Genomic DNA, 25,330 nt, shown 5'->3' on the forward strand with positions numbered 1-25,330 from the left:
CTGTTAACGTTGTTAGTTATTACTGGTTGGCTCTTGCATGTAATACCGCCTCTAAAATCGCCATTCTGACAAATACCCCATTTTGCATCTGGCGGACAATGCGTGATTTGGGTGCTTCGACCAAGGCGTCTGCAATTTCCACATCCCGATTGACCGGAGCTGGGTGCATGATGATGGCGGATGCTTTCATACGCTCATAGCGTTCTTGCGTCAAGCCGTACAAGCGGTGATAGTCTTCTTTTGAAAAACTTTCATTGCCGTCATGGCGCTCATGCTGCACGCGCAAGAACATCAAGACATCTGCCTGCTCGACAATCTCATCGAGTGAAACATGCTGACCGTAGGCATCAAATTCTTCCGCATACCATTCGCGAGGTCCTGCAAAGAACAAGGTCGCTCCCAAGCGTTTCAAAATCTGCATATTGGACTTGGCGACTCGTGAGTGGGTCAAATCCCCTGCAATCATAATCTTCAAGCCCTCAAAGTGGCCAAATTCTTCATAAATGGTCATCAAATCCAACAAGGACTGACTAGGGTGCTGCCCCGAACCATCACCCCCATTGACAATCGATGCCGTAATGGTTGGGCTGTCGATGAGTGCCTGATAATAGTCCACTTCTGAATGCCTGATGACACAGATGTCCACGCCCAAGGCACTCATGGTCAAAATCGTGTCATAGAGGGTCTCCCCCTTATTGACCGAACTGGTCTTGGCATCAAAATCAATCATGTTGAGGCCCAAGCGCAATTCCGCCATTTCAAAAGACTTATGAGTCCTTGTCGAGTCTTCAAAGAAAAGATTTGATACATAGGCCTCTTGCGAAATAGCCGCCCTTGCCTCTCCCTTTTTAAACGCCAAACCGCGCTGAATCAGCCCCATCACTTCTTGACTTGACAGACTTTCCATGGTCACTACATGCGGGAGTGACACCTTTCCATCGATGATTGCCATCTCACTCTACCTCTTATTTTGCCTCATTTGTATCGAGCAACAAGACCGAATCATTTCCGTCTGATTCGACCATGTGTACAATGATTTCTTCCGTCCGGCTGGTCGGAATGTTTTTTCCGACATAATCCGCCCGAATCGGCAACTCACGGTGTCCTCGGTCAACCAGAACTGCAAGGCTCACTCGTGCAGGACGACCAAGAGAGACGATATTATCAATTGCCGCCCGAATGGTGCGCCCTGTATAGAGGACATCATCGACCAAAATGACATCACGGTCATTGACATCTGCTGTCATCACAGTCGTGTCTTCTTCAACTTTCATGTCATCACGGAAAGGTTTGGTATCAAGTTCACCGAGTGGCACTTCAATTCCTTCTAGCTGTTTCAACCGCTCTTGGATGCGCTTTGCGATATAAACCCCGCGCGTCTTAATCCCTGCTAAGACGATATTGTCCAAATTTTTATTGCGCTCGATAATCTCATAGGTAATCCGCGTGATGGCGCGTTTCATGGTCATATCATCAACTATTTCTTTGGTTTTCATGAGTAACCCCTTTCTTGCCCAATGGCACAAAAAAATCTCCTTGACACAAGGAGATTCCAGAAAATAAGGGGCGTGATAACCCGAACCCTGTAGCATGCATCCATCTTACGCCTTGCCTAATGGCAGTATAACCTGCGGCTCAAGACCGATGAAGACCTATCTCGGAACGTTTCATCCAACCTGTTTTTAACTGTACTCCTTGCCTGTTTCACGGAACAGTCCTTAAAGGATTTATTGCTACTAGTATACCAGAATTTTTCTCAAAAGACAAATACTATATCGAAAATGACCATCCTAGTACCTATGTTCCATTTTGCTATTTTCTTATACTCGTCAAAAATCAAATTCTGACGTCGTTAACTCACCTTGCTTCAACAGTCCGGTGGACTGTTGAAGGTTGGAAATAAGGATTATGTAATAATCCTCAGCTAACCTCAGTTCTACCTGCGGTTTCGAGGAGGCTAGCAAGGCTAGCCTTATCTCCAGCCTTTCACAATTCTCAATTGTGAAAGCTAGTCAGATTTTGATTTTTATAGAGTATTAGGTGGTGTGCACGGGTGTCACATTTTGATTTCTCTCCTTTAATTGGCATCAAAAAATAAGGACTGGCACTATTGTCCAATCCTTATCTCGCACCTTATTTCTCTGCTGCACCTGTATCGGCAGTCAACTCAATTTTGTTCCATTGTGCTTTGGAAGCTGAACCATACTTGGTATCAAAGTATTTGACACGGTTGTTGACCGCAATCAACTTCTCAGATTCAAACAATGGAATCGCAAAGGCTTCTTTCTCAGCATTTTCTTGCCATTTCTTGTAATTTTCAAGATTTTTCTTCTCATCGAATGACTCTTTTGAACTAAGCGCTTTGAGCAATTTAGTATTTTCATCCGATACAAAACGTGAGTAGTTGAACTGAGCTTCTGGTCCCCATAGACCTGTTGGGTTTGGATCATACCCAGTTGACCAACCTGCTAGGTAGGCATCGATGTTGGCATCGTTGGCTTCAATCGTGTCATAGAAAGAGTTCAACTCCATGGTACGTCCTGTGTATAGCTCTACATTCAAGCCGACTTCCTTCCACCAAGCAAGGTATTGTTGGATAAGGGCTTCATTAGCTTCCGTCCGTTTACGAGCCGCTAGGCTAATCTTGAATGGCTTGCCATTCTTATCTTCACGGATACCATCTCCGTCCACATCCTTGTAGCCTGCTTCATCGAGTAATTTATTGGCCTTATCAGGATCATAGCTGTACCCTTTTAAGTCTGCGTCATGCAAATCACCGAAGAATGAGATGATGAGCGAGGTCGCTGGGTGGTACAAACCATTGTAGAGTTTCTCACCTGCGGTCTTGGTATCAAGGGCATATCCCATCGCTTGACGCAAGTTGACATCATTCATCTTGGCATCAGGATTCATGACATTCTTTCCTGCATCCTTGTCATATTTTCCAAGGTTGAAGGATAGGTATTCATAAACAGAGGCCAAGGTTCCAAGCACCTTAAAGTTTGATGCTTCTTTGAAGCTATCCAATTGATCCGTTGGCATTTCTGCATAGTCATAGTGACCAGCTTTCATCTCTGATACGATGGTATCTGGCGACACAATGTCCATCTTCAAGCTATCAATTTTAGGTTTGCCATCAAAGTAGTATTCATTTGGTACAAAGGTGACAGACTCACCATTGACGACATCTTTAATTTTGAATGCTCCTAGGCCGACAAATTTTGTCGTTGCACGCGCGTACTCGCTCTTTTCCCAGTCCGCTACTGGAATATCCTTAAAGATGTGCTTTGGCATCACATAAGCTGGAACATCTCCACCTGCATACATCATAGAAGGAGTCATTTCCTTAACATGCAAGACAACTGAATAATCATCAATCTTTTCAATACCTGAAATGCTGTCTGCTTTACCTGCTACAAAGTCATCCATTCCAACGATGTTTTTAAATCGGTCATCGAAACGCACACCAGTGTAGCCCTTATCTGCCATTTTTTCAATGGTGAAAATATAGTCATCAATCGTAAATGGCTGACCATCTGACCACTTGTAATCTTTACCGTTTAAGGTGACGGTAATCTTCTTCTCTTTCAAGTCAAAGTCAACCTTAGCAAGGCCTGAATCATCGAGTTTACGATCGCCATCCCAACCAAACATTGACTCATCGACCAACAAACTGAACGCTTCATCAACGGTTGTGTTGACCAATTCGTCAATCAATAGTCCTGTAGAAGCCGATGCGGCTACAAGAGCATATTTAAACTCTCCACCTTTGATGGCGGTTCCATCGTTGGTAACTTCTCCTGGGAATGCCAAATTTGTTTGCTCAGCCGATGATGAACTCTTAGAGCCATTTGCCCCACAGGCTGCTAATACAGATGCGGACAAGAGTGTCACTGCGGCTAACGAAGCTAATTTACTAGTCTTTTTCATAAAAACCTACCTCAAGCATTTCTTTAGTGTCAGACCATGATATCCATGTCTGTTGTAGTATTTTATCATAAAAAATAACGTTTGTCTGTATTTTTATACAAGAATATTCAGAATTTTTGTATATTCTAACACTATGATGTTAGAAAATCCTCCCTAGCATGTTAGAATTAGGGAGGATTTTGTTTTTATGAAAGTATCTGACTGCCTTAAGCCGTCTGGCGCTTGCTCGAAAAGCGTGGGAATTTGATTGATTTGACAAGTAACAAGCCATAACCTGACAGCAGATATGCGACAAAAATTGTTGCGGCATAGGTTAGGACATACTGCCAGCCGTATTTGGGCACATTTAAAAAGAAATAGGCAAAGGGACTGTCTTTGGCATCTGGAATCGGTAGCTTAATGATTAGACCATTGACAAGCGCAAACGCTAGGTAGGCAACGGGCAGAGCCGTCCACCAGATAGGGTCGAACCACTTGTACTGCCGTTGCCGATCGATGAATAAGGTATCCAGAAGGAAATAAAGGGGCACGATGTAGTGGCAGAGGAGATTTTCCACCCGCCAAAAATCAGTCGCTAGAGGCGCCAACATGAAGTGGTAAATCACGCAGGTAATCATGATTGACATGGTAACGGCTGCTTTCAAGCGCAGAAACCCTCGACTTTGCAAGTCTTTCCCCTGATAGAGAGCATAGACCATATAAGTCGCAAAAAGCGAAACCAAGAGATTGGACTGCACTGTATAGTAGAGCAACATCCCAATCCCATGCTTTACAATCTCAAGCGTTGTTCCGATAATGGCTAATACTGCTAGCAAGCAGCGTGAATAAAAATAATTACTTTGACGTTTCAATGTATTCCTCCTAAAAGAATAAGAGGGAGCGAGGATTCGAATGTCCCCTACTCCCAATTCTTGCAAAAATCTGTTCGTTTAGATTTTCTTTACAAATTCTGATTTTAATTTCATCGCACCAAATCCATCAATCTTACAATCGATGTTGTGGTCACCTTCCACGATACGAATGTTTTTGACACGAGTACCTTGTTTGAGGTCTTTGGGTGCCCCCTTGACTTTCAAGTCTTTAATGAGGGTGACGGTATCGCCGTCTGCCAAACGATTGCCGTTAGCATCAATGGCTACAACGCCCTCTTCTTCCACTACCTCTGCTGGATTCCATTCGTAGGCGCATTCTGGACAGATGAGCAAAACTCCGTCTTCATAGACATATTCTGATTGGCATTTTGGACAATTTGGTAAAGTTTCCATGATAACTCCTCTTCTTTTATTAACCTACCTAGTATAGCATGCTAGTGCAAATTGAGCAAGCTATACTCGTTAAAAATCAGCTGTGCTACTTTTCTTAGGTGGCGCGGACGGTAGCGACTTCCTGATGAGGCTCGCTCCACTCGCGAAAATGAGATGTTGATGTTTATAGAGTATTCGTTTTTCTCAGCTTCTCCAAGGTCTCACGGAAAATAGCTGGCGCTTCTGCCGTAAAGGTCACAACCTCTCCTGTCCGTGGGTGGGTAAAGCCGAGCGTCTTGGCATGTAAAAATTGACCATCACCTTTTAAAGTCTTGCGCGGTCCATAGACCTCATCGCCTGCTACTGGGTGACCGATATAGGCCATGTGGACACGAATCTGATGTGTCCGCCCTGTTTCAAGGGTCAATTCGACCAAGGTATAGTCTCCGAAGCGCTCCAAGACCTGAAAACGTGTCAAGGCTTCCTTGCCCTTTGCGGTGACAGCCTGCTTCTTGCGGTCCTTTTCAGACCGTCCGATAGGCGCTTCAATCACACCGCGGTCATTGGGCAGATTGCCATGGACAATTGCCGTGTATTTGCGCAGGGATTTCTTGGCTTTTAATTCTTCTGCCAGTTTCTGATGGGCTTCATCGTGTTTTGCAACCATCAACAGACCTGATGTATCCTTATCGATCCGATGAACGATTCCCGGGCGCATCACACCGTTAATCCCTGACAAATCCTTGACATGATACAAGAGGGCATTGACCAGAGTCCCCGAGGTATGACCCGCAGATGGATGCACCACCATGCCCTGCGGCTTATTGACAACCGCGACATCTGCATCCTCATACACAATCTCAAGTGGAATGTCTTCTGCCACATAGTCGACTTCTGCTACTTCTGGCAGTTCATACTGGATACAATCCCCAGCCTGCACGGTATATTTAGCTTTTTTGACCTGACCATTGACCAGCACCAAGCCAGCCTTTATCTGCTCATTTGCGACCGAGCGCGATAGAGGGGTCAAATCCGCCAAGGCCTTATCGAGGCGAAGACCGCCTGTTTCAACTCTTACTTCCATTTTTCTCTTCTTTCATGATACAAATAAACAGAGCAGCAACTCCTACGGTCAGACACATGTCTGCGACATTAAAGACAGGAAAATCAATAAAATCAAGATGAAACATGTCGACTACATAGCCCAGACGAATCCGATCGATAAAATTTCCCAGTCCCCCTGCAATCACGAGCGACAAGCTAGTCAAAAGCCATAAACTTCCCTTGAGATGCTTGATAAAATACCAAATGGCAGCCGTCATCACAAGGACCGTCACAACGATAAAGAACCACTGCTGGTTTTGGAGAATGGAGTAGGCTGCTCCGTAATTGCGCAGGTAATAGATATTGACCAACTTGGGGATAAAGGCCCGCTGTTCATTTAGGGCGACATTGGCCACTGTCCACGCCTTGACCCATTGATCCAAGATAATCAAGCCCACTATCCCGAGTGGAAATCCAATTTTTCTCATACTATCCTTTCTTCTTGGCAAAATAGCCTTCCATCACTTGAATAAAGTCTTGCGCACACTGGCTCAACTCGTTATCTTCTCGCTTGACGTAGACCATGCGATTGCCCTTTCCTTCCTTAAATGGAATGACGGTAATCCCGTGCACACTTTCGCTGTCTAAGAAACCTGACCCCGTCGCATAGGCGTCTGTCCGCTCTAAAATCCCGTTTAGGGTTGCGCGGTCTGTGACGTCAAAGGTCACAGAAGAATCCGATGTATCAAAGAAATTCTCAGAGTAATAGAGATACTCATCTTTTTCCTGCGTGAAACGCACCGTTGGTAAGCCCGCCAAATCCGCTAATTCAATCTCGGATTTTTGCGCCAAGGGATGTCCTTTGCGAATGTAGATATGGGTCTGAAAGGGAATCAAGTCCACCACTTCCAAGCGTAATTTATCCAGCTTTTGCATGATGCCCTTGGTATTGCGGTTGTTGAGGTAGATGATTCCCAGCTCACTATGGCCCTGTGCTACTTCGTCTAAAATCTGCACGGTGGTTGATTCAAACAAGCGAAACTTGGGATATTCTGGAAATTGCTGCGAAAATTCTGTGATGAGGGGAGGCAGAAAGTCATAGTGCTGACTAGAAATCGAAAATTCGACTTCGCCATCATCTGCCTGCAAATATAAATGTTCAAAACTATCAAATCCCTTGACCAAACTTTGAGCCTTGTCATAAAACTCCATTCCACGCCTGGTCAAGAAAGTTCCAGAGCTGGTTCGGCTAAAAATCTTGAAGCCCAATTCTTTTTCCAAATCACGTACAGAAATGGACAAGCTAGGCTGCGATACAAACATTTTTTCTGCTGCTTCTCGAAAGGTTCCGCTATTTGCAATCGCCACAACATAGCGTAATTGTTGAATATTCATTCTGCCACTTCCTTTGTAAAATCTTCTTTATTATACCATAATCCATGGCAAATGGGATATCACAAGTCGTACAAATTCCTGATGGAAAGCACATAAAAAACCAGCTAAAGCTGATTTTGTTAACAGGCATTCTTTCCTATGCCAATCCCGAGGACAAGCACCATCAGCCCGATTCGTTTCAACTGTTTAGACATGACCCTTTTCCTCCACTTTATCCGTCTGGTATAAGTCCTTGTGCTTTTTCAAATATTTCTTACCGTACCACTCTTCTAGGCTCTTGCCTTCCCACTCGCGGTATTCTTCGGGGTATGTCCATTTGTAGTAGGCTTGTAAAAAGAATGGAAACTCCATATAAATAATCATAGCAATTAACGCTAAACTAAGAATCATCCAAGTTAGGAAAAGACCTAAAAGGGTCATAGTGTCTGACAACTTTATAGAAAAAACAGATAATAGGATTCGGATAATAACCCCTAACCCTAAAATTCCCATCCCGTAAACAGCTATCTTGCTGGCCATTTTATGACCAACATTAGGTGAAAAATCTGTTCCATACATGAGGTTCTTGAGCACTCTCACTCTGCCAGCAAACATTCTACATGCTAAGATGAACATCAAACCAAAGATAGCCACAATCCCCCAAAAAGATAAGGCAGGCAAGGAGAGATCAATCGCTAATAAATTAAACTCTACAACGAGCCAAATAAGAAATGTACAAGCATGAAAATGATAACGATATGGCAACAGATAAGCCCGTCTAACGAACTTACCGACGAATACCACTAGTAACCAAATCAATAAGCAAATGAGATACACTTCAACTGTTAGTATAGGATGTTGAGACACAGGATGTGCCAATTCTTTCGGATGTGCATCATGTAAGGACCTTGAACAAACATAGACCATGAAGTTTAATCCTACAGGAAATAGAATGGTAAGGATGAAACTTTGAATTCTTATTCCAAATGAAGGCTTCCCATTTTTAAAATAGTTCACTAGTTTATTGTATACATCTTTTTTCTGAAACTGTAAAAACCCGTCATCTTGCAGATTCAAACTTTCTTCAAAACTGGCCTTAAATAGTGATTTTTTAGTCTGTGTCATTGTCCAATCGTTCCTTGTGCTTCTTCAAATATTTCTTACCGTACCACTCTTCTAGGCTCTTACTTTCCCACTCGCGATATTCTTCGGGGTATGTCCATTTGTAGTAGGCTTGAAGGAAATAAGGAAAGCCTACAAAAACAACTACAGCCATTACAAATACATTAGCGACTATCCACACTAGTAACAAACCAATCGCTTTCATAGAGGTTGAAAATTCGATATTTCCTAAATTCAGAATGAACTTGATAATGATGCCAATCCCTAATATCCCCACACCATATGTGGAGACGAATTTCGCAAGTTTATCACTCCAACTGGGTGAATCATCGCTATTATACATCAGTTTTCTAAGAAATCTGAGCCGATTACTACACATCCAATAACCAATAATTCCAAGCCAACTATAGATAGCAAGAACTCCCCACCACGATAAGGCAGGCAACATAAAATCAGTAAACAATAAGTCCGTCTCTACTAAGAACCAATTCAAACTCATAAAAGCATGAAATTGATAGCGATAGGGGAAAAGATAAGAGCGCTTAACAAACAACTTCCCAAGCAAGACAAATAACAACCAGGTGAGAAGAAGCAGCAGGTAAACATTTACTGTCAACAGACTTTGCTTGGCTATCGGTATTCTTAACGTCTCACTTTCATGAAGTATCACTGCAAGAGCAAGTAGAAGAACATTAAATCCAATAGGAACAATGAGGGCTGCAATAACACTTCGAATCCTAAACCAACGGGTCGGTCTTCCTCTTGTAAAATACTTCGCCGTCTTATCATGTTGCTCCTGCTGTAGCTTTCTAAACCCGTCATCTTCCAGATTCAAACTTTCTTCAAAACTGGCCTTAAATAGTGATTTTTTAGTCTGTATCATTGTCCAATCGTTCCTTGTGCTTTTTCAAATATTTTTTACCGTACCACTCTTCTAGGCTCTTGCCTTCCCACTCGCGGTATTCTTCGGGGTATTTCAATCGATAGAAGCCCCGTAGCATAAAAGGGAGGACGACATAACTTTCGTACAATATCATGGCGCTATTGACAAAGAACCAAAAGATCAGAAAGACCAGAATCGCTAACCAACTCTCTACTTCCATCTTAAAGTGGATAAAAGATTTTATGCAAAACCAAAATAATGATAGTAGACCTAAAAGGCTCATGAGACGATTGACACTCTTTCCAAACACAGCATTTCTTTTTTGCCTTGCTTCTCCAACTTTCCTATACATAAGGTTTAGAAGGTCCTTACTTCTACTTTTTATAATGAGATACCCAATATAAACGTTCGCAAGGAAAAAAGAGCTCACTCCCAAAAATCCAAGAGTCGTATAGAAGGCTGTTAAGCAAAATAAATTCCATTCAATCAGCAGCCATAAAAAGTAGGTCACAAATAAGTGAAATTGTCCTCTATAAATCAATATAAACTGTTGGTAAAACTTTTTACCAATCAGAATGATGATGAGCCAACTAGTACCTAAGGTAAGGAATAGCCACCCAGGTAAAAAGTTATAGGTGGCTGGTTGCAGGAGATTCGTTTCAGTATGCCCGAAAATATAGTGACTTCCCTTATATAAAAGCCAATTAGGTCCAAATATACATAAAATCGTCAAGAAGACCAGCCATACATAGGATTTAAATGTTCCTCGATACTTTTCTTTCTCCTGTGTCTCCGCCAAATTTTTCTCTATAAATTCGCTAGACGCTTGGTCATCTTCCAAATTCAAACTTTCTTCAAAACTGGCGTTAAAGAGCGTTTTCTTTGTCATGGTTTTATTCCCTACATCCTAGCACTTTTCCGAAGCTACCAAGCGGCGTTGAAAAATGCCCCTTACCAATCTTCGTAGATTACTCATATGTATCTAATATCTCCCCTCTAAGTATCCGTAAAGGATTTAACATATCAATCATTTCTATATCAGGTAAATCATTTTTATTTTTCAAATAAAAGTCAACCGTAAAATAAGAACTCTCTAAACCATTAAATCCTCCGCTCAATGATAGATTATAACCCAATCCTTTTGGTGTACCATTCCCCATTGAGGTAATTTTCAGACTTTGCCAGTCTATTTGGACAGATTCAACCTTACCATTTTTGGATTTGACAAAATCAATAATCTCTTGCTCATGCTCTTTGAGATAGGCGATTTGTTTATCTCTGGTAGATATGGGAGGCAGGCTTGGCCCTATCAACTGATAAATTCCCGCACCAAGAATCAATAGAAAACCTAGACCGAGGATGATATTGAATAATTTGTTCATGAAAAACTCCTTTTAGCATGTCGCAGGGGTAAACGTTGTAAATTACTCATACAGCCTTCCTCCCACTCTAAACGGGCTCTTTAGGTAGATGTTTTCCATTTCTGGATAACCAGTAGTTGGAGAGACTTTTAATCCTACTCGGAAATTAGAACGCTCAATATTGTTAAACACCCCTTTGATAGTTACTTCTTTATATTTCTTTCCTGTTGGGATGCCTCCTGCATTTGGTTGGATTTCTCTCTGTTCAATGCTCTCCCAGTCCCATTGAACACTTTCCACTTTCGGATTCTGGGATTTTACATAGTCTGTCATTTCCTGCTCATGCTCTTTGAGATAGGCGATTTGTTTATCTCTGGTAGATATGGGAGGAAGGCTTGGCCCTATCAACTGATAAATCCCCGCACCAAGTATCAATAGAAAACCTAGACCGAGGATGATATTGAATAATTTGTTCATGAAAAACTCCTTTTAGCATGTCGCAGAGTAAAACGTTGTAAATTACTCATATAAATCCCAGCCTCCATTTTTTAGTATGCGCAAATCTTGTGTTATATTTACTGTATTGATATATGGAAGACTTTTTTTCTTATCCACCTCAAAACTTACAGTAAATTTTGAATCATTAATATTGTTGAATTTCCCCTTAATATCCAACTGATTATATTTTTTACCAATAGGAATACCACCTGCATCTGGTTGAATTTCTTCCACAATCACGCTGTCCCAGTCCCATTGAACACTTTCCACTTTCGGATTCTGGGATTTTACATAGTCTGTCATTTCCTGCTCATGCTCTTTGAGATAGGCGATTTGCTTGTCTCTGGTAGATAGGGGAGGGAGAATTGGCCCTACCAGCTGATAAATCCCCGCACCAAGTATCAATAGAAAACCTAAGCCAAGGATGATATTGAATAATTTGTTCATGAGAAATGCCTTTCATTTTAAACCATATTCCTATCTCTATTATACAATAAAAAATGAGTTTGACCAAAATTTAATGTGTATGCTTTGAACCATTAAAAAAAAGGAAAAATCTCCATCATTCCAAGATAACAATTTCCTGAAACGATAAAGTAAAAAATACTTGCAAAAACAAGTAAATTAAGGTATACTATTTTAGCAAGCTGTTAAACCAGCTTGGAAATCCCCCTTCATGTCAAGGGTAGAAAGGGGGTGAGGAGTTGAAACGAAAACGGGACAACGAAAAAAGCTCGAATATTCTAGCCTTCGTTAAGTTAGCGACTGCAATCGCAACACTTATCAAGGTAATCCTAGAATTATTCCAGCTTTAACCTCATAGCAAGTAGGCGTTCGTCTACTTGCTCCCTTGACATTATTATAGCATAAGCCTGCCACTTTGTGCAAGGTACAAGATGCTAAAATACATAAAAACAATTGCAAAAACACACATAATAATGTATACTATACTAACAAGCTACTAAACCAGCTTGGAAATCCCCCTTCATGTCAAGGGTAGAAAGGGGGTGAGGAGTTGAAACGAAAACGGGACAACGAAAAAAGCTCGAATATTCTAGCCTTCGTTAAGTTAGCGACTGCAATCGCAACACTTATCAAGGTAATCCTAGAATTATTCCAGCTTTAACCTCATAGCAAGTAGGCGTTCGTCTACTTGCTTCCCTTGACATTATTATAGCATAAGCCTGCCACTTTGTGCAAGGTATAAGATGCTGAAACACATAAAAACAATTGTAAAAACACACATAATAATGTATACTATACTAACAAGCTGTTAAACCAGCTTGGAAATCCCCCTTCACGTCAAGGGTAGAAAGGGGGTGGGTTATGCAAAGTCGTAGAGACAAGCATAGAAGAAAAGAGCTTGACATATCAGAGCTAATTGAGTTAGTAACGGGAATTACTAACTTAATCAGAACAGCCCTAGACATTGCCAAACTCTTCTTCTAAAACCTTAGACAAGTGAGTAGTTCAACTTACTTGTCTTCCCTTGACTTTATTATAGCATAGCTTGCTATCTTGTGCAAGGTCTAAGAAGCTAATGAATCTCATTTCTAATCAAAACCAAAAATCTTTTCATCAACATGATTTGTTTATTGATAGCCCACAAAGAGGCTTTTTCTTTTGCTCTGCTGTATGCGGTTCTATGTCTTAGCAGTCAGGTAGACGACCTCTGTGACATCTGTGAAGCCGAGTTTGCGATACAGAGTGGTAGCTACTATGTTTTCTTTGTCAACGACAATCTGAAATGCTTTATCATTTTGAGAAAGCAACTGACAAATGACCTGTTTCATTAAGTAACTCCCCAGTCCCTGTCCTTGATAAACAGGTGCTACTCCCAAGCCAAAAATATGGTTATAATCAGATGCCATATCGATTGTGACCGAAGCAAGGACTTCCTTGTCTTTCGTCAATACATATAACAAGGTGTCGTCTCCTTCAAGGCTGGCACGTGCATATTGCTCACTATGGTCAATGCTCTTCTGAAAGGCTTCAGCTTGAACCTTGGTAACGGCTCCAATCATCTCCTTTTCAGCTAAGACGACTTTACAGTCATCACGACTCTTCAGCTCATAGGGCTTTCGCTCTCGCCGTAACCACAGTTCTGTACAGTCTTCTTCGACCAAGTTAAAGTGAGATAGCAACCATGGATTTTTCTCGATAAAGACTCGCTCTGTCTCATAGGAAATTCCTGATAGTTGATACTCTTTGGCAACTTGGATAAATGCTGTTTCCAAGGCCCTTGCAATTCCCTGTTTTCTAGCTGACGGCAAGACAAAGAGCGATACACTTACATCCTCTCGTTCGTCCGCATAGACATAGAGGCAGCCCAATAATGCCTCTTCTTCATAGGCTAGAAAGATGCAAGGCATATCGGGATCAGCATTATAGTCATTCGCCAAATAAGGGATACTAGCTGTTCCATCATATTTATGACAGGTCTCTAGCAAGTCCAAGACCTGCTTCATTTCTTCATCTGATAAACAATTCTTTTTCGTAATCCTCATATCGTCCTCCTGAAAAAAAAAGAACCTGCCAGAAGGCAAGTTCTTAGGTAAGCTCGTATAAAGCTAGGAATAAGGTGTTCCTTATTATTTCGCGATTGGGTAAACAGATACTTGTTTTTTATCGCGTCCTTTACGTTCGAAACGTACTACGCCTTCTACTTTAGCGTAAAGTGTGTCATCTCCCCCACGGCCTACGTTAGCTCCTGGATAGATTTTTGTACCACGTTGGCGGTAAAGAATTGAACCACCTGATACAGTTTGACCGTCAGCAGCTTTTGCTCCAAGACGTTTTGCTTGAGAGTCACGACCGTTTGACGTTGAACCTCCACCTTTTTTGTGGGCGAATAGTTGCAAGTTAGCAAGATTCAAGTTTAACATAATGTTATTCCTCCAATTATTCTGTGATGAGTGTTGTTTGACGCTACTACAATTAAGCGTTGATAGCGTTGATCACAACTTTTGTATAAGGTTGACGATGACCTTGTTTACGGTGGCTACCTTTTTTAGGTTTGTATTTGAAAGTAACAACTTTCTTTTGTTTTCCTTGTTTTTCAACAGTTCCAACAACAGTAGCACCTGCTACAAGTGGAGTTCCGACAACAGTCTTTTCACCACCAACAAGAACAACTTCGTTAAATGTAACGTCTTGACCAGCTTCAACGTTCAATTTTTCAACGTAGATTGCTTGACCAACTTCAACTTTAACTTGTTTTCCGCCAGTTTTAATGATTGCGTATGTGCTCATTATGCACCTCCTATGATAATATGGGACTTCTCCCGAGTTTTTTGTGAAGACTCGCCTAGCATCGTGGGACAAACCTCTTAAACGATGATCGAGCGGTTGCACAGGCTGTGCATAGTCAACATTCTTATTCTATCACTCTTACTCGGATTTGACAAGTATTTACATTCAAAAAATCAGATAAGCGTCATTATTTTTATACTCGCATCTCTTTGTCGATTGATTGCTTCCTACAACAAATCTTGAATCAAGTCATCCACTTCGTCTTGTTCTGCTTGTGGGGTGATTTCGGTCACCATAATGCCACGAACGGCCCGCTCCACCAGTCCTTCGACATCCAGTCGGCTTTCGTACTGCTCGACATTTTTAATCTTGGGATTGGTCTTTGGACGGTCTGGCGCAAAAATCGTACAACAATCTTCAAAAGGCTGGATGGAAATTTCAAAGGTGTCGATTTTCTCTGCAATCTCAATGATCTCCAGCTTGTCCATGGTCACGACTGGACGGATGACAGGCGTATTGGTCACAGCGTTAATGGCCTGCATACTTTCCAAGGTCTGGCTAGCTACCTGACCGAGACTTTCACCGTTGATGATGACCAAGCCCCCACGTTCTTCACGAATACGGTCGGTAATCCGCATCATAAAACGACGGGTCAGAGTCATCAGATAGGCTTCAGGCGCCTTGGCCTTGATTTCTTCTTGGATTTCGGTAAATGGAACTTCGATAAACTGGATATTGCCACCGAACTTGGTCAATTTCCGTGTCAAATCTTGCGCTTTTTTGAGCGCACCGGGGCTCGTATAAGGAGGACTGGCAAAATGCACCGCCTCAATATCTACGCCACGTTTAAGAGCGAGATAGCCCGCTACTGGTGAATCAATCCCTCCAGACAGCATGAGCATGCCCTTGCCAGAGGTTCCCACAGGCAGCCCTCCTGCCCCACGAATGGTCTCGTAGGAAATATAGGCTGCTTCGGAGCGAATTTCCACTCGCAACTCAATGTCTGGTGCCTTCATCTTGGCTTGAATCGTTGGAATTGCCTCAAAAACCGCATTTCCCAAGGTCTGATTGAGCTCACGGCTATCCAGTTCAAAGTCATGGTCGCTGCGCTTGCTGGACACCTTGAAGGTCATACCCTCTTGGTAGATGTCAGTCATGATTTCTTGCACCGCAGCAATCAAGGCTGGCACGGATTTTTCAATCTTATAAGATGGCGAAAAATTTTGAATACCAAAAATCTGTTTGAGACTTTCAGCGACAGGTTTATAGTCTGTCCCGTGGAGGTAAACATGGGCCCGATCGCGGTCTGCCATGACTTTCACCGCTGGGTAAATCGACAGGACGTCTTGAATGTTATTTCGAAGTTTGTTGATAAAACGCATGCGGTTCTTGCCCTTGGTGGACAATTCTCCGTAGCGAATCATAATTTCTGAATACTGCATGATTTCTCTTTCTATCTTACTTTTTGGGTTTGTTCATAGATGACCTTAAAGGTGGTCAATACCTGCTCGATTTGGCTCATATCATTTTCCAAGTCCAAACTCATGCGGATAGCGGTGGTCGCTAATTGAGGCTGGACACCCATGGAGAGTAGCGTTCCTGCTGGTTTTCCTGCCTTGGAAGAACAAGCCGAAGTCGTTGAGACATAGATGTCGTACTCCTCAAAGGCATGGACCAAGACTTCACCTCGAACACCTTTTAAGCCAAAGGTCAAGATATGGGGCGCAAACTGGTCTTGACCTGAAAAGATGGTAATGTCCTTATAAGCTGCCAAGCCTTGAAGCAAGACCTGCTTCATCTGGCTGGTTTTCCTTTCAAACTCTTCTTGGCGCTCCATCGCCATCCGAAGTGCCTTAGCGGTCGCTGCAATTCCTGCTAGATTTTCAGTAGTCGAGCGTTTGTCCGTTTCCTGACCGCCACCTGTTAAGAGAGGGGTGATTTTCTTGCCTGTTTTAATATAGGCAAAACCAACACCCCGAACGCCATGAAATTTATGACTGGAAAAGGTCGCAAAATCCACACGATCCGTCAGATATTCCGCTGTCGGAATTTTAGCCAGCGCTTGCACAGCGTCCACATGAAAGGAGATGGTTGGCTTGTCTTTCAACAACTCCGAAATGGCTTGAATAGGCTGGATAGAACCAATCTCATTATTGACCGCCATGACGGATACCAAGACTGTATCAGGTCGCAGTAAAGCTGCTAATTTCTTAACATCGACAAAGCCCTCTTTGTCCACTGGGGCAAAGTCCACTTCGAACCCTTGTGTGGTCAGCCAAAGCGCTGACTCCTTGACCGCAGGATGTTCGATGCTTGATACGATGATATGCTTGCCAAATGGTGCCTTTTCAAAGGCAAGACCCTTGATGACCCAGTTGTCCCCTTCAGTCCCACCAGATGTGAAAAAAATTTCTTGTGGCGCAACTCCCAATAAATCCGCAATTTGCTTGCGCGAAGCCTGCAAGATTCGGGTTGCTTGACTGCCGAGATTGTGTAGACTTGAGGGATTTCCCCAAATCTTGGTCGCGACTTCTGTATAGGTCGCAAGAGCTTCAGGATAGGGGCGAGTTGTCGCCGCATTGTCTAAATAAATCATCTCAATCCTCTTTTCATCTATCTTTCCATTATACCAAATTTTAGGGCTTGAGAGATAGAAAAAACTCTGTGATGACAGAGCTTTTCGCTATCAATCCTACAAGACTTGAGCCAAGGCATCCATATCTGCCTGACTGGTCGACCAACTGGTTGCGAGGCGGATAATGGTATAGGTCTCATCATACTTTTCCCAAAAACCATAGCATACGCCTGCTCTATCCAATTTTTCCAACTCTTCTGCTGTCACCAGCAAAAATTGCTGATTGGTAGGAGATTTGAGATAAAAACGGTAGCCTTTTTCTTCCAGCAAGGCAATCAATTTCTCTGCCATTTCTATCGCATGCGCCCCCAGTTGTAGATACAAATCATCGGTGAAGAAGCGATCAAACTGAACTCCTGTCAAACGTCCTTTGGCTAAAAGTGCCCCATGCTGCTTGACAATGGTCGTAAAATGCTTGGGTTGATTGGACTTGGTGAAAACGACTGCTTCTCCCATGAGTGCGCCCATCTTGGTTCCGCCGATGTAAAAAACATCTGTTAAGGCTGCAATGCTTGGCAAATCCAGATCCGTCGAACGCGCCGCAAGACCATATCCTAAACGGGCACCGTCTAAAAAGAGTGGAATCTGATAGTCTCTACAAACCTTTGCCAACTCAAGTAACTCTTGCTTACTGTACAGCGTGCCGTATTCTGTCGGATGGGAGATGTAGACCATTCCTGGGAAGACCATGTGCTCATGATTGCCATCAGCGTAAAAATCCTCTAACAACTGGCGGACGGCAGCCGCTGCAATTTTCCCCTCTTGGTGTGGCAAGGTCAAGACCTTATGACCAGAAAATTCAATCGCACCAGCCTCATGAGTTGCAATATGGCCTGTATCTGCCGCAATCACTCCCTCGTAGGAAGCCAGCATCGCATCAATCACCACTTGATTGGTTTGAGTACCGCCTGTTAAAAAAGTGATGTCTGCTTGGGGACAATTAGTCGCCTCGCGGATTTTCGTTGCTGCACGACTGCTATAGAAATCCGTCCCATAACCAGATAAACCCTCACCGTTGGTTTCTACTAGAGCCTCCAAAATCGCTGGGTGTGCTCCCTTATTATAGTCGTTTTCGAAATGTAGCATACTTCTCCTTTTTCTCCTACATAAGCCAAAAAGCCTTGAGTTCCAAGGCTTTCCATGTTCAATCATCCGTCCTGAGGGAATCGAACCCCCATCTCAAGAACCGGAATCTTACGTGATATCCATTACACTAAGGACGGCAAGAGAAAGACTTGCTTTTCGCAAGTCATTCAACATTACAACTCAATGTCACCGAAAAGATCAGCCATTGAGAATCCAGTTTGAGTTTCTGGAAGTTCGAAATCACGTTTTTCTTGACGTTTTGGACGACGTGGACGTGATTCACGTTTTTCAGCTTTCTCTTCGCCTTCAGCTGCAGCTGGACGCTCTTCCAAGGCTTTGATAGAAAGTGATACACGCTCATCAGCAGCATTTACTTCAAGAACTTTAACAGTTACATCTTGACCAACTGTAAGTGCATCTTTTGGATTTTCAACACGTTTGTGTGAAATTTGTGAGATGTGTACAAGTCCGTCAATTCCTGGCAATACTTCTACGAATGCACCGAAATCAGTCAAGCGTTTTACTTTACCTTCGATGACATCACCAGCAGCAAGTTTTTGCTCAACGCCATCCCATGGTCCAGGTGTTGTCGCTTTCAATGAAAGTGATACACGACCTTCTTCTTCGTCAATCGCAAGAACTTTCACTTCAACTTCTTCACCAACAGTTACAACTGATTTAGGTGATACGTTGCGCTCATGTGACAATTCAGTCAAGTGAACAAGTCCGTCTACACCACCAAGGTCGATGAAGGCACCGAAACTTGTGATACGAGCAACTTTACCTGTTACGTTTTCACCAACAGCCAATTTGCTAAATACTTCTTGACGAGCTGCAGCAGCCACTTCTTCTACCACGTCACGGCGTGATAAGATGAAACGGTTTTCCGCTGGATCCACTTCTTTGATTTTCGCATCAAATTCTTGACCTACAAAACGTTCAGTGTTACGAGTAAAGCGAGTATCAATCATTGAAGCTGGGATAAATCCACGCAAACCTTCAAATTCAACTGAAAGTCCGCCTTTTACTGCGCGAGTTGCTTTAACAGTCACTACTTCATCTTCACGTCCAACAAGTTTGTCCCATGCTTTGCGTGCTTCCAAACGTTTTTTAGATACAAGATAAGTAACAGTGTCTGTATCTTTACCAACCACTTGGCGAAGTACAAGCAATTCAAGCGTTTCACCAACTTTAACAAGTTCGTTGATGTCAGCTTCACGGTCGTTTGTCAACTCACGGAGAGTTAGGACACCTTCAACACCAGTTCCAGAAATAGCTACATTCGCTTGACCAGCATCTACTGTCAATACTTCTGCAGTTACCACATCACCAGGTGCAACTTCACTTACACTGTTCAACAAATCTTCAAATTCGTTCATTATAAAAAAACCTCCGACAATCAAGTCTCTCGACTCAACATAAAATATATTTTATTAAGGCACACGCAAGGACTAACAAAAGAGCATCTTTGACGAATTAGGAACAATTCCTAATACCTTGACTGGGGTAGCTGGATTCGAACCAACGCATGAGGGAGTCAAAGTCCCTTGCCTTACCGCTTGGCTATACCCCAATATTAAATCTTATCTAATTGAACTCGTGCTAAATCCCTAGTGAAAAAGAGACGCAACTGTTCCAGTGTTAACCAGATTACAGATGTGGCTACCTTTAGGTGTAAATTGATTTGTGTCCAAAGGCACTACATCAATTTCCTACTTTCATACGCGATTTTTAACGCACTCGTATCTTAGATATGGAGAGAGAGGGATTCGAACCCCCGAACCCGAAGGAGCGGATTTACAGTCCGCCGCGTTTAGCCTCTTCGCTATCTCTCCCTTTAGCACTAACAGTCACTATTCTATCATAAAATAGTGACTATTACAAGAGGTTAATGGTGCAAATTGTAATTTTCAATGACATTTCCGACAGCTTTTTCGAGCTTTTTATAAAAACTCTCTGTATTTCCATTTTTTACTACCGCAAAATGATGTTCTGCCAGTTCTGCAATTTCACCAATGACCTTTTTCCCAATCGTTAGGGTGTAGCCCGGAAATGTCTCTCCGTTGACTTGGACACTACTTTCTGCCAGTTGGATTTCAATTTTTTTATCTTTTTTACTCATATCAAACCTCACTTTCTCCATTTTACACGAAAAGAATAGAGCTTGCAAGTACAAGCCCTAGTTTTCATCTACTTTTACAATCCAGCCTTCTGGCGCTTCAATATCCCCAAATTGGATGCCTGTCAATTCCTCGTAGAGCTTACGAGTCACGGGTCCAACTTCTGTTTCGCTGTAAAAGACATGGAAATCATCCCCATGTTGGACACCACCGATTGGCGAGATGACAGCAGCTGTTCCGCAGGCTCCTGCTTCGACAAATTCTGCCAAATCATCGACCAAGACTTCCCGCTCAATAGCTTTCATCCCCAAGCGATGGTCCGCCAAGTACAATAGCGAATACTTGGTAATAGACGGCAAGATAGACGGGCTGATGGGGGTGACAAATTCATTGTTTTTAGTAATGCCAAAGAAGTTGGCAGAGCCGACCTCCTCAATCTTAGTGTGGGTCGCTGGATCCAGATAAATCACATCTGAAAAGCCTTGTTTTTTGGCGTATTGACCCGGTAACAGGGAAGCGGCATAGTTTCCGCCGACCTTGGCTGCACCTGTGCCATGCGGTGCGGCGCGGTCATACTGATCTTGAATCAGGAAATTGGTCGGAGCAAGTCCCCCCTTGAAATAATTCCCAACCGGCATGGCAAAAATGGTGAAGATGTATTCATCAGCTGGCTTGACACCGATAATATCCCCAACCCCAATCAAAAGCGGACGAAGATAGAGTGTCCCGCCTGTTCCGTAAGGAGGTACATAATCGCTATTAGCACGCGCCACCGCCTTACAAGCCTCCACAAACATGTCCGTTGGCACCTGCGGCATCAAGAGGCGGTCAGCTGTCCGTTGCAAACGTTCTGCATTTTGGTCTGGACGAAAAAGTTGGATAGAGCCGTCCTTGGTGCGGTAGGCTTTTAAGCCTTCAAAGGCTTGTTGGCCGTAATGAAGGGCTGGCGAGGACTCTGACAGGTGAAGAGTTGCATCTTCTGTCAGACCGCCTTCCTGCCATTTTCCGTCTTTATAGGTTGCAAGATAACGATAGGGTAATTTCATATAGGAAAATCCGAGGTTTTCCCAGTCAAGTGATACGGTCATAGATTTCTCCTTTTTAAGAACCTGTATTCATAAGCGAAGTCATTCTAATCGGGAGCTTATTTTACGATAATCAAGGCGTTTTTTTGAAGGAATACTGACTGTATTTCGAAAAAAAGCAAGGATGAGTAGCGAAAAACAAGCCCTGAATAGAGTTGCTGATCTGTGAATACAGGTTCTAACTCTGTGCTTACTATTGTACACCTTTTTTCAAGATTTTCAAGTATTATTTTCAATTTTCAGATAATTTAATCTAACGAAAAATCAGCACAAGGCTGATTTTTATATAAGATAGGCATCGTTGACTTCTTCATCTGAAATGGTATCAGAGATAAAGCTGCCGTTGCTGGTGCGTTCAGAGAAGGACAGCTCTGACAGGTTCATTTCATACACCTGACCAGTTGTGGACACCACTCGCAAGATTTGGCTTTCTTCCACACTTTCTCCTTGGTGGAACAAGTCAAAATCAATCGCTTCGCCTCGGACGATTCCTGCGACAAAGACACGGTGCGGTTTGGCCTTCAATTCACGCAGAACCTGCAAGCCACGGTTGGCACGGCTGGTTGCTGGAATCTCATCGACTGCTACTTTTTTCAGCGCTCCACGCTGGGTCAAGAGATAGAAGGCCTTGCTTGACACAAGGAAGCTCGCTGCCACGGTATCGTCACCTTTGAGGTTAATGGCCTTGACACCAGCTGCCTTGGCACCAACGACAGGCACTTCCTCGCTGTTAAAGCGCAGAGCGTAACCATTCTTCGTGATAACCATGACATCTTCTAGCTGGACTGGTGCGACCAAGACCACTTGGTCATCGTCATTTTTCAATTTGGCAAATTTGAGCGACTTGGACTTGTAGGTCCGCCAAGGGCTAAATTCGCTACGCTCAACCCGCTTGATTTGCCCCATTTTCGTCGCAGCAATATAGACGCCTGTGTCAAAATTTTCAACCAATTCAGCATAGATGATTTCTTCTCGGACTTCAAAGTTGGAAATGGTCTGGCTAAGGTGTTCTCCAATTTCTTTCCACTTGATGTCGGATAATTCATGGACAGGCCGATAGATGACATTGCCCAGACTCGTGAACATCAAGAGCTGCTGGGTTGTCTTAGCTACACTCACAAACATCAGACGGTCATCGTCACGCTTGCCGATTTCTTCCACCGTTGACGCTGCAAAGGAACGTGGACTGGTGCGTTTGATATAGCCTGCTTTGGTGATGCTGACGTAGGTCTCTTCTTCAACCACAAGGCTGGCTGTATCGATTTCAATCGTTTTTGCTGTATCCTGCAATTCACTAAGACGCGGATTGCCAAATTTCTTTTTCACCTCACGGAGTTCTTTTTTCATGAGGTTGTACATGGTACGCTCATCTCCGATAATGGCTGCTAGGTAGGCAATCTTCTCGCGAAGCTCTGCTTCTTCTTCCTCTAGAACCACAACGTCCGTATTGGTCAAGCGGTAGAGTTGCAAGGTCACGATGGCTTCTGCTTGTTCCTCGGTAAAGTTATAGCTGACCTTGAGATTTTCCTTGGCATCGGCCTTGTTTTCGCTGGCGCGGATGAGGGCAATGACCTCGTCCAGAATCGAAATCACCCGAATCAAGCCCTCGACAATATGTAAGCGCCGCTCTGCCTTTTCCTTGTCAAAGCGACTACGGGCTAAGATGACTTCTTTTCGGTGGGCAATGTAGCTGGTCAAAATCGGCACAATCCCAACCTGACGTGGCGTAAAATGGTCAATCGCCACCATATTGAAATTATAGTTGACCTGTAAATCGGTGTATTTGAACAGGTAGTTCAAGATTAAGTCACGATTGGCATCCTTTTTCAGCTCAATGGTGATCCGCAAGCCAGTCCGGTCTGACTCGTCACGGACTTCAGCAATGCCAGCTACCTTGTTACTGACCCGCACATCGTCAATCTTTTTGACAAGGACGGACTTGTTGATTTCATAAGGAATTTCTGTGACAACGATTTGCTCTTTGCCACCTTTTAGCTGCTCAATTTCGGTCTTAGACCGTACAACGACGCGCCCTTTTCCAGTCTCATAGGCTTTTTTGATTTCATCGCGCCCTTGAATAATGGCTCCTGTCGGGAAATCAGGTCCCGGCAAGAATTCCATCAGCTTTTCCACCTTGGCAGACGGATGATCAATCATATAAATCACGGCATCGATGACTTCTGAAAGATTGTGGGGCGGAATGTCCGTCGCATATCCAGCAGAAATCCCTGTCGCCCCATTGACCAAGAGGTTTGGAAAGGCAGCAGGCAGCACAGTCGGCTCTTTTTCCGTATCGTCAAAGTTCCAAGCAAAGGGAACGGTGTTCTTTTCGATGTCCTCCAGCAAGAAGCCTGCCATTTCAGACAAGCGTGCCTCGGTATACCGCATGGCCGCAGGCGGGTCCCCATCCATGGAACCGTTATTTCCGTGCATTTCCACCAAAATCTCACGGTTTTTCCAGTCCTGACTCATGCGGACCATGGCATCGTAAATAGACGAATCCCCGTGCGGGTGGAAATTCCCCATGATATTTCCGACAGACTTGGCGGATTTTCGATAGGATTTATCAAAGGTGTTGCCATCCTTATTCATGGAATAAAGAATCCGCCGCTGCACGGGCTTCAAGCCGTCACGAATGTCTGGCAATGCCCGCTCCTGAATGATGTATTTGGAGTAGCGCCCAAAGCGCTCTCCCATAATGTCCTCAAGGGACATGTTTTGAATTGTACTCATAAGATACTATGGGCGTTAAGCGAGCAAAGCAAAAATAGGAGTTTTGACGAAGAACCTCAAGTTCTAGGAGAAACTATCTTTTTTGCACAGCTCGTAGCCCAAGTTCAGTTATTAAAAATAAGATACTACGGGCGTTAAGCGAGCAAAGTAAAAATAGAAGTTTTGACGAAGAACCTCAAGTTCTAGGAGAAACTATCTTTTTTGCACAGCTCCTAGCCCAAGTTCAGTTATTAAAAATAACTAAACTACTCCTTTCTCTATTTCTTAGTACTAATAGGATAGAATCCTTATTCTTTGGTTATAATTTTTCTGTCTTGTACAGAGTGTAGCCTTCATAATAATAAGACGCATCTACTCCCTTGAAAAAACTAGCCTGACTAAGGTTATCGGTAAGAGCGTTCAGAAGCAGGTATTTGAGTTCACCTGTCGAAACATGGCTACGAATCATAGCGTTAAAATACTCATCCTTATCAATCAGATTCCAATCTACGATTTTTCCCAGTTTTTCACGCAACATACAATCTAACCAGATGCGCATACTTCGACCATTGCCTTCACGAAAAGGATGGGCAATATTCATATCGGCATACTTATCCACAATTTCATCAAATGTGTCATGAGGAAGTTGATCAATGTAAGCCAAGGATTGCTCGAGGAAAATCCGAGGTGCAAATTGGAAATTATCCTTGGCAATATTGACATCCCGGATTTTACCTGCAAACTCATAAATCTCTGAAAACAAGGCCGAGTGAATAGCTGCTAGCCCCTTAAAAGTTCCAATTTCTATTTCAAATAATCGACCTGTTTCAAATAAAAGAGCCGCCTGTTTCTTACTGATTCTTTCTTCAGCCTCTGCTAATTGCGCTGACTGCTCAATCCCTAGTTTATTTTCTAAAACCATAATAGCTCACTTTCTGATGTGTCTTTTACAGGCTCACATTACAAATTGAAGGCGACACTTGA

At 43.2% G+C, this 25,330-nt stretch carries 25 protein-coding genes, 3 tRNA genes and 1 other annotated feature; all 28 genes read right to left on the minus strand.

All coding sequences use genetic code 11. From position 1 onward, the window contains the following. Positions 1-19: 19 nt before the first annotated feature. The 28 genes from BU202_RS05005 to fic all read right to left on the minus strand — a co-directional run bounded on the left by BU202_RS05005 (position 20) and on the right by fic (position 25,268). Positions 20-952 carry an aspartate carbamoyltransferase catalytic subunit gene (locus BU202_RS05005; RefSeq protein WP_075104705.1) on the minus strand — a complete coding sequence of 311 codons (933 nt, stop codon included), beginning with the start codon at positions 950-952 and terminating at the stop codon, positions 20-22. 13 nt (positions 953-965) lie between these two features. Further along, on the minus strand, positions 966-1,496 hold the full coding sequence (gene pyrR / locus BU202_RS05010; RefSeq protein ID WP_075104706.1) for a bifunctional pyr operon transcriptional regulator/uracil phosphoribosyltransferase PyrR: 531 nt from the start codon (positions 1,494-1,496) through the stop codon (positions 966-968). A gap of 637 nt (positions 1,497-2,133) precedes the next feature. Further along, positions 2,134-3,930: an oligopeptide ABC transporter substrate-binding protein gene (locus BU202_RS05015; protein ID WP_075104707.1), complete on the minus strand. Its 1,797-nt coding sequence runs from the start codon at positions 3,928-3,930 to the stop codon at positions 2,134-2,136. A gap of 206 nt (positions 3,931-4,136) precedes the next feature. Continuing rightward, positions 4,137-4,781, minus strand: a complete 645-nt coding sequence (locus BU202_RS05020; RefSeq protein WP_075104708.1) for a Pr6Pr family membrane protein — start codon at positions 4,779-4,781, stop codon at positions 4,137-4,139. Positions 4,782-4,859: 78 nt separating this feature from the next. Continuing rightward, positions 4,860-5,195, minus strand: coding sequence for a zinc ribbon domain-containing protein YjdM (locus BU202_RS05025; protein ID WP_075104709.1), 336 nt, complete (start codon positions 5,193-5,195; stop codon positions 4,860-4,862). Between the two features lie 163 nt (positions 5,196-5,358). Continuing rightward, the gene (locus tag BU202_RS05030; protein ID WP_075104710.1) at positions 5,359-6,258 is read right to left on the minus strand and encodes an RluA family pseudouridine synthase; all 900 of its coding nucleotides are present in this window, start codon (positions 6,256-6,258) and stop codon (positions 5,359-5,361) included. Beyond that, positions 6,242-6,706, minus strand: a complete 465-nt coding sequence (gene lspA / locus BU202_RS05035) for a signal peptidase II (protein ID WP_075104711.1) — start codon at positions 6,704-6,706, stop codon at positions 6,242-6,244. Before lspA ends, BU202_RS05030 begins: the two co-directional genes overlap by 17 nt. A gap of 1 nt (position 6,707) precedes the next feature. After that, a complete protein-coding gene (locus tag BU202_RS05040; RefSeq protein WP_075104712.1) occupies positions 6,708-7,613 on the minus strand; it encodes a LysR family transcriptional regulator in 906 nt (301 codons plus the stop codon). 186 nt (positions 7,614-7,799) lie between these two features. Beyond that, entirely contained in the window at positions 7,800-8,717 is a 918-nt protein-coding gene (locus BU202_RS05045) for a hypothetical protein (protein WP_075104713.1), read from the minus strand. After that, positions 8,704-9,597 (minus strand): hypothetical protein, encoded by an 894-nt coding sequence (locus tag BU202_RS05050; protein WP_075104714.1) that lies wholly within the window; start codon positions 9,595-9,597, stop codon positions 8,704-8,706. Before BU202_RS05050 ends, BU202_RS05045 begins: the two co-directional genes overlap by 14 nt. After that, the gene (locus BU202_RS05055) at positions 9,584-10,486 is read right to left on the minus strand and encodes a hypothetical protein (protein ID WP_075104715.1); all 903 of its coding nucleotides are present in this window, start codon (positions 10,484-10,486) and stop codon (positions 9,584-9,586) included. The genes BU202_RS05050 and BU202_RS05055 overlap by 14 nt, the downstream gene beginning before the upstream one ends. Before the next feature lie 79 nt (positions 10,487-10,565). Continuing rightward, complete coding sequence (locus BU202_RS05060; RefSeq protein ID WP_075104716.1) at positions 10,566-10,979, minus strand: hypothetical protein; 414 nt, start codon at positions 10,977-10,979, stop codon at positions 10,566-10,568. Positions 10,980-11,021: 42 nt separating this feature from the next. After that, positions 11,022-11,435, minus strand: a complete 414-nt coding sequence (locus BU202_RS05065) for a hypothetical protein (RefSeq protein ID WP_075104717.1) — start codon at positions 11,433-11,435, stop codon at positions 11,022-11,024. Positions 11,436-11,477: 42 nt separating this feature from the next. Further along, positions 11,478-11,903: a hypothetical protein gene (locus BU202_RS05070; protein ID WP_075104718.1), complete on the minus strand. Its 426-nt coding sequence runs from the start codon at positions 11,901-11,903 to the stop codon at positions 11,478-11,480. Positions 11,904-13,099: 1,196 nt separating this feature from the next. Continuing rightward, positions 13,100-13,963 carry a GNAT family N-acetyltransferase gene (locus BU202_RS05075; protein ID WP_075104719.1) on the minus strand — a complete coding sequence of 288 codons (864 nt, stop codon included), beginning with the start codon at positions 13,961-13,963 and terminating at the stop codon, positions 13,100-13,102. 84 nt (positions 13,964-14,047) lie between these two features. Then, on the minus strand, positions 14,048-14,341 hold the full coding sequence (rpmA, locus tag BU202_RS05080; RefSeq protein WP_067089616.1) for a 50S ribosomal protein L27: 294 nt from the start codon (positions 14,339-14,341) through the stop codon (positions 14,048-14,050). Positions 14,342-14,393: 52 nt separating this feature from the next. Continuing rightward, positions 14,394-14,708, minus strand: coding sequence for a 50S ribosomal protein L21 (gene rplU, locus BU202_RS05085; RefSeq protein ID WP_008808969.1), 315 nt, complete (start codon positions 14,706-14,708; stop codon positions 14,394-14,396). Positions 14,709-14,745: 37 nt separating this feature from the next. Further along, positions 14,746-14,816 (minus strand) — a sequence feature (ribosomal protein L21 leader region). Between the two features lie 119 nt (positions 14,817-14,935). Beyond that, complete coding sequence (thiI, locus tag BU202_RS05090; RefSeq protein ID WP_075104720.1) at positions 14,936-16,150, minus strand: tRNA uracil 4-sulfurtransferase ThiI; 1,215 nt, start codon at positions 16,148-16,150, stop codon at positions 14,936-14,938. Positions 16,151-16,161: 11 nt separating this feature from the next. Continuing rightward, positions 16,162-17,304 (minus strand): cysteine desulfurase family protein, encoded by a 1,143-nt coding sequence (locus BU202_RS05095; RefSeq protein WP_075104721.1) that lies wholly within the window; start codon positions 17,302-17,304, stop codon positions 16,162-16,164. A 96-nt stretch (positions 17,305-17,400) separates the two neighbouring features. Then, a complete protein-coding gene (locus tag BU202_RS05100; RefSeq protein ID WP_075104722.1) occupies positions 17,401-18,429 on the minus strand; it encodes a threonine aldolase family protein in 1,029 nt (342 codons plus the stop codon). 65 nt (positions 18,430-18,494) lie between these two features. Beyond that, a tRNA-Arg gene (locus BU202_RS05105) sits at positions 18,495-18,566 on the minus strand. Positions 18,567-18,602: 36 nt separating this feature from the next. Beyond that, a complete protein-coding gene (gene rpsA / locus BU202_RS05110) occupies positions 18,603-19,808 on the minus strand; it encodes a 30S ribosomal protein S1 (protein WP_075104723.1) in 1,206 nt (401 codons plus the stop codon). 122 nt (positions 19,809-19,930) lie between these two features. Next, positions 19,931-20,002, minus strand: a tRNA-Gln gene (locus tag BU202_RS05115). A 181-nt stretch (positions 20,003-20,183) separates the two neighbouring features. Further along, positions 20,184-20,264: transfer RNA gene (locus BU202_RS05120), tRNA-Tyr, on the minus strand. A gap of 53 nt (positions 20,265-20,317) precedes the next feature. Next, on the minus strand, positions 20,318-20,551 hold the full coding sequence (locus BU202_RS05125; protein WP_075104724.1) for a DUF2969 domain-containing protein: 234 nt from the start codon (positions 20,549-20,551) through the stop codon (positions 20,318-20,320). Positions 20,552-20,608: 57 nt separating this feature from the next. Continuing rightward, complete coding sequence (locus BU202_RS05130) at positions 20,609-21,637, minus strand: branched-chain amino acid aminotransferase (protein WP_075104725.1); 1,029 nt, start codon at positions 21,635-21,637, stop codon at positions 20,609-20,611. 279 nt (positions 21,638-21,916) lie between these two features. Further along, positions 21,917-24,367 (minus strand): DNA topoisomerase IV subunit A, encoded by a 2,451-nt coding sequence (gene parC / locus BU202_RS05135; protein ID WP_075104726.1) that lies wholly within the window; start codon positions 24,365-24,367, stop codon positions 21,917-21,919. Between the two features lie 298 nt (positions 24,368-24,665). After that, positions 24,666-25,268 carry a protein adenylyltransferase Fic gene (gene fic, locus BU202_RS05140; RefSeq protein ID WP_075104727.1) on the minus strand — a complete coding sequence of 201 codons (603 nt, stop codon included), beginning with the start codon at positions 25,266-25,268 and terminating at the stop codon, positions 24,666-24,668. Positions 25,269-25,330 lie beyond the last annotated feature (62 nt).

The organism is Streptococcus cuniculi, assembly GCF_001921845.1.
Taxonomy (GTDB): Bacteria; Bacillota; Bacilli; order Lactobacillales; family Streptococcaceae; genus Streptococcus; species Streptococcus cuniculi.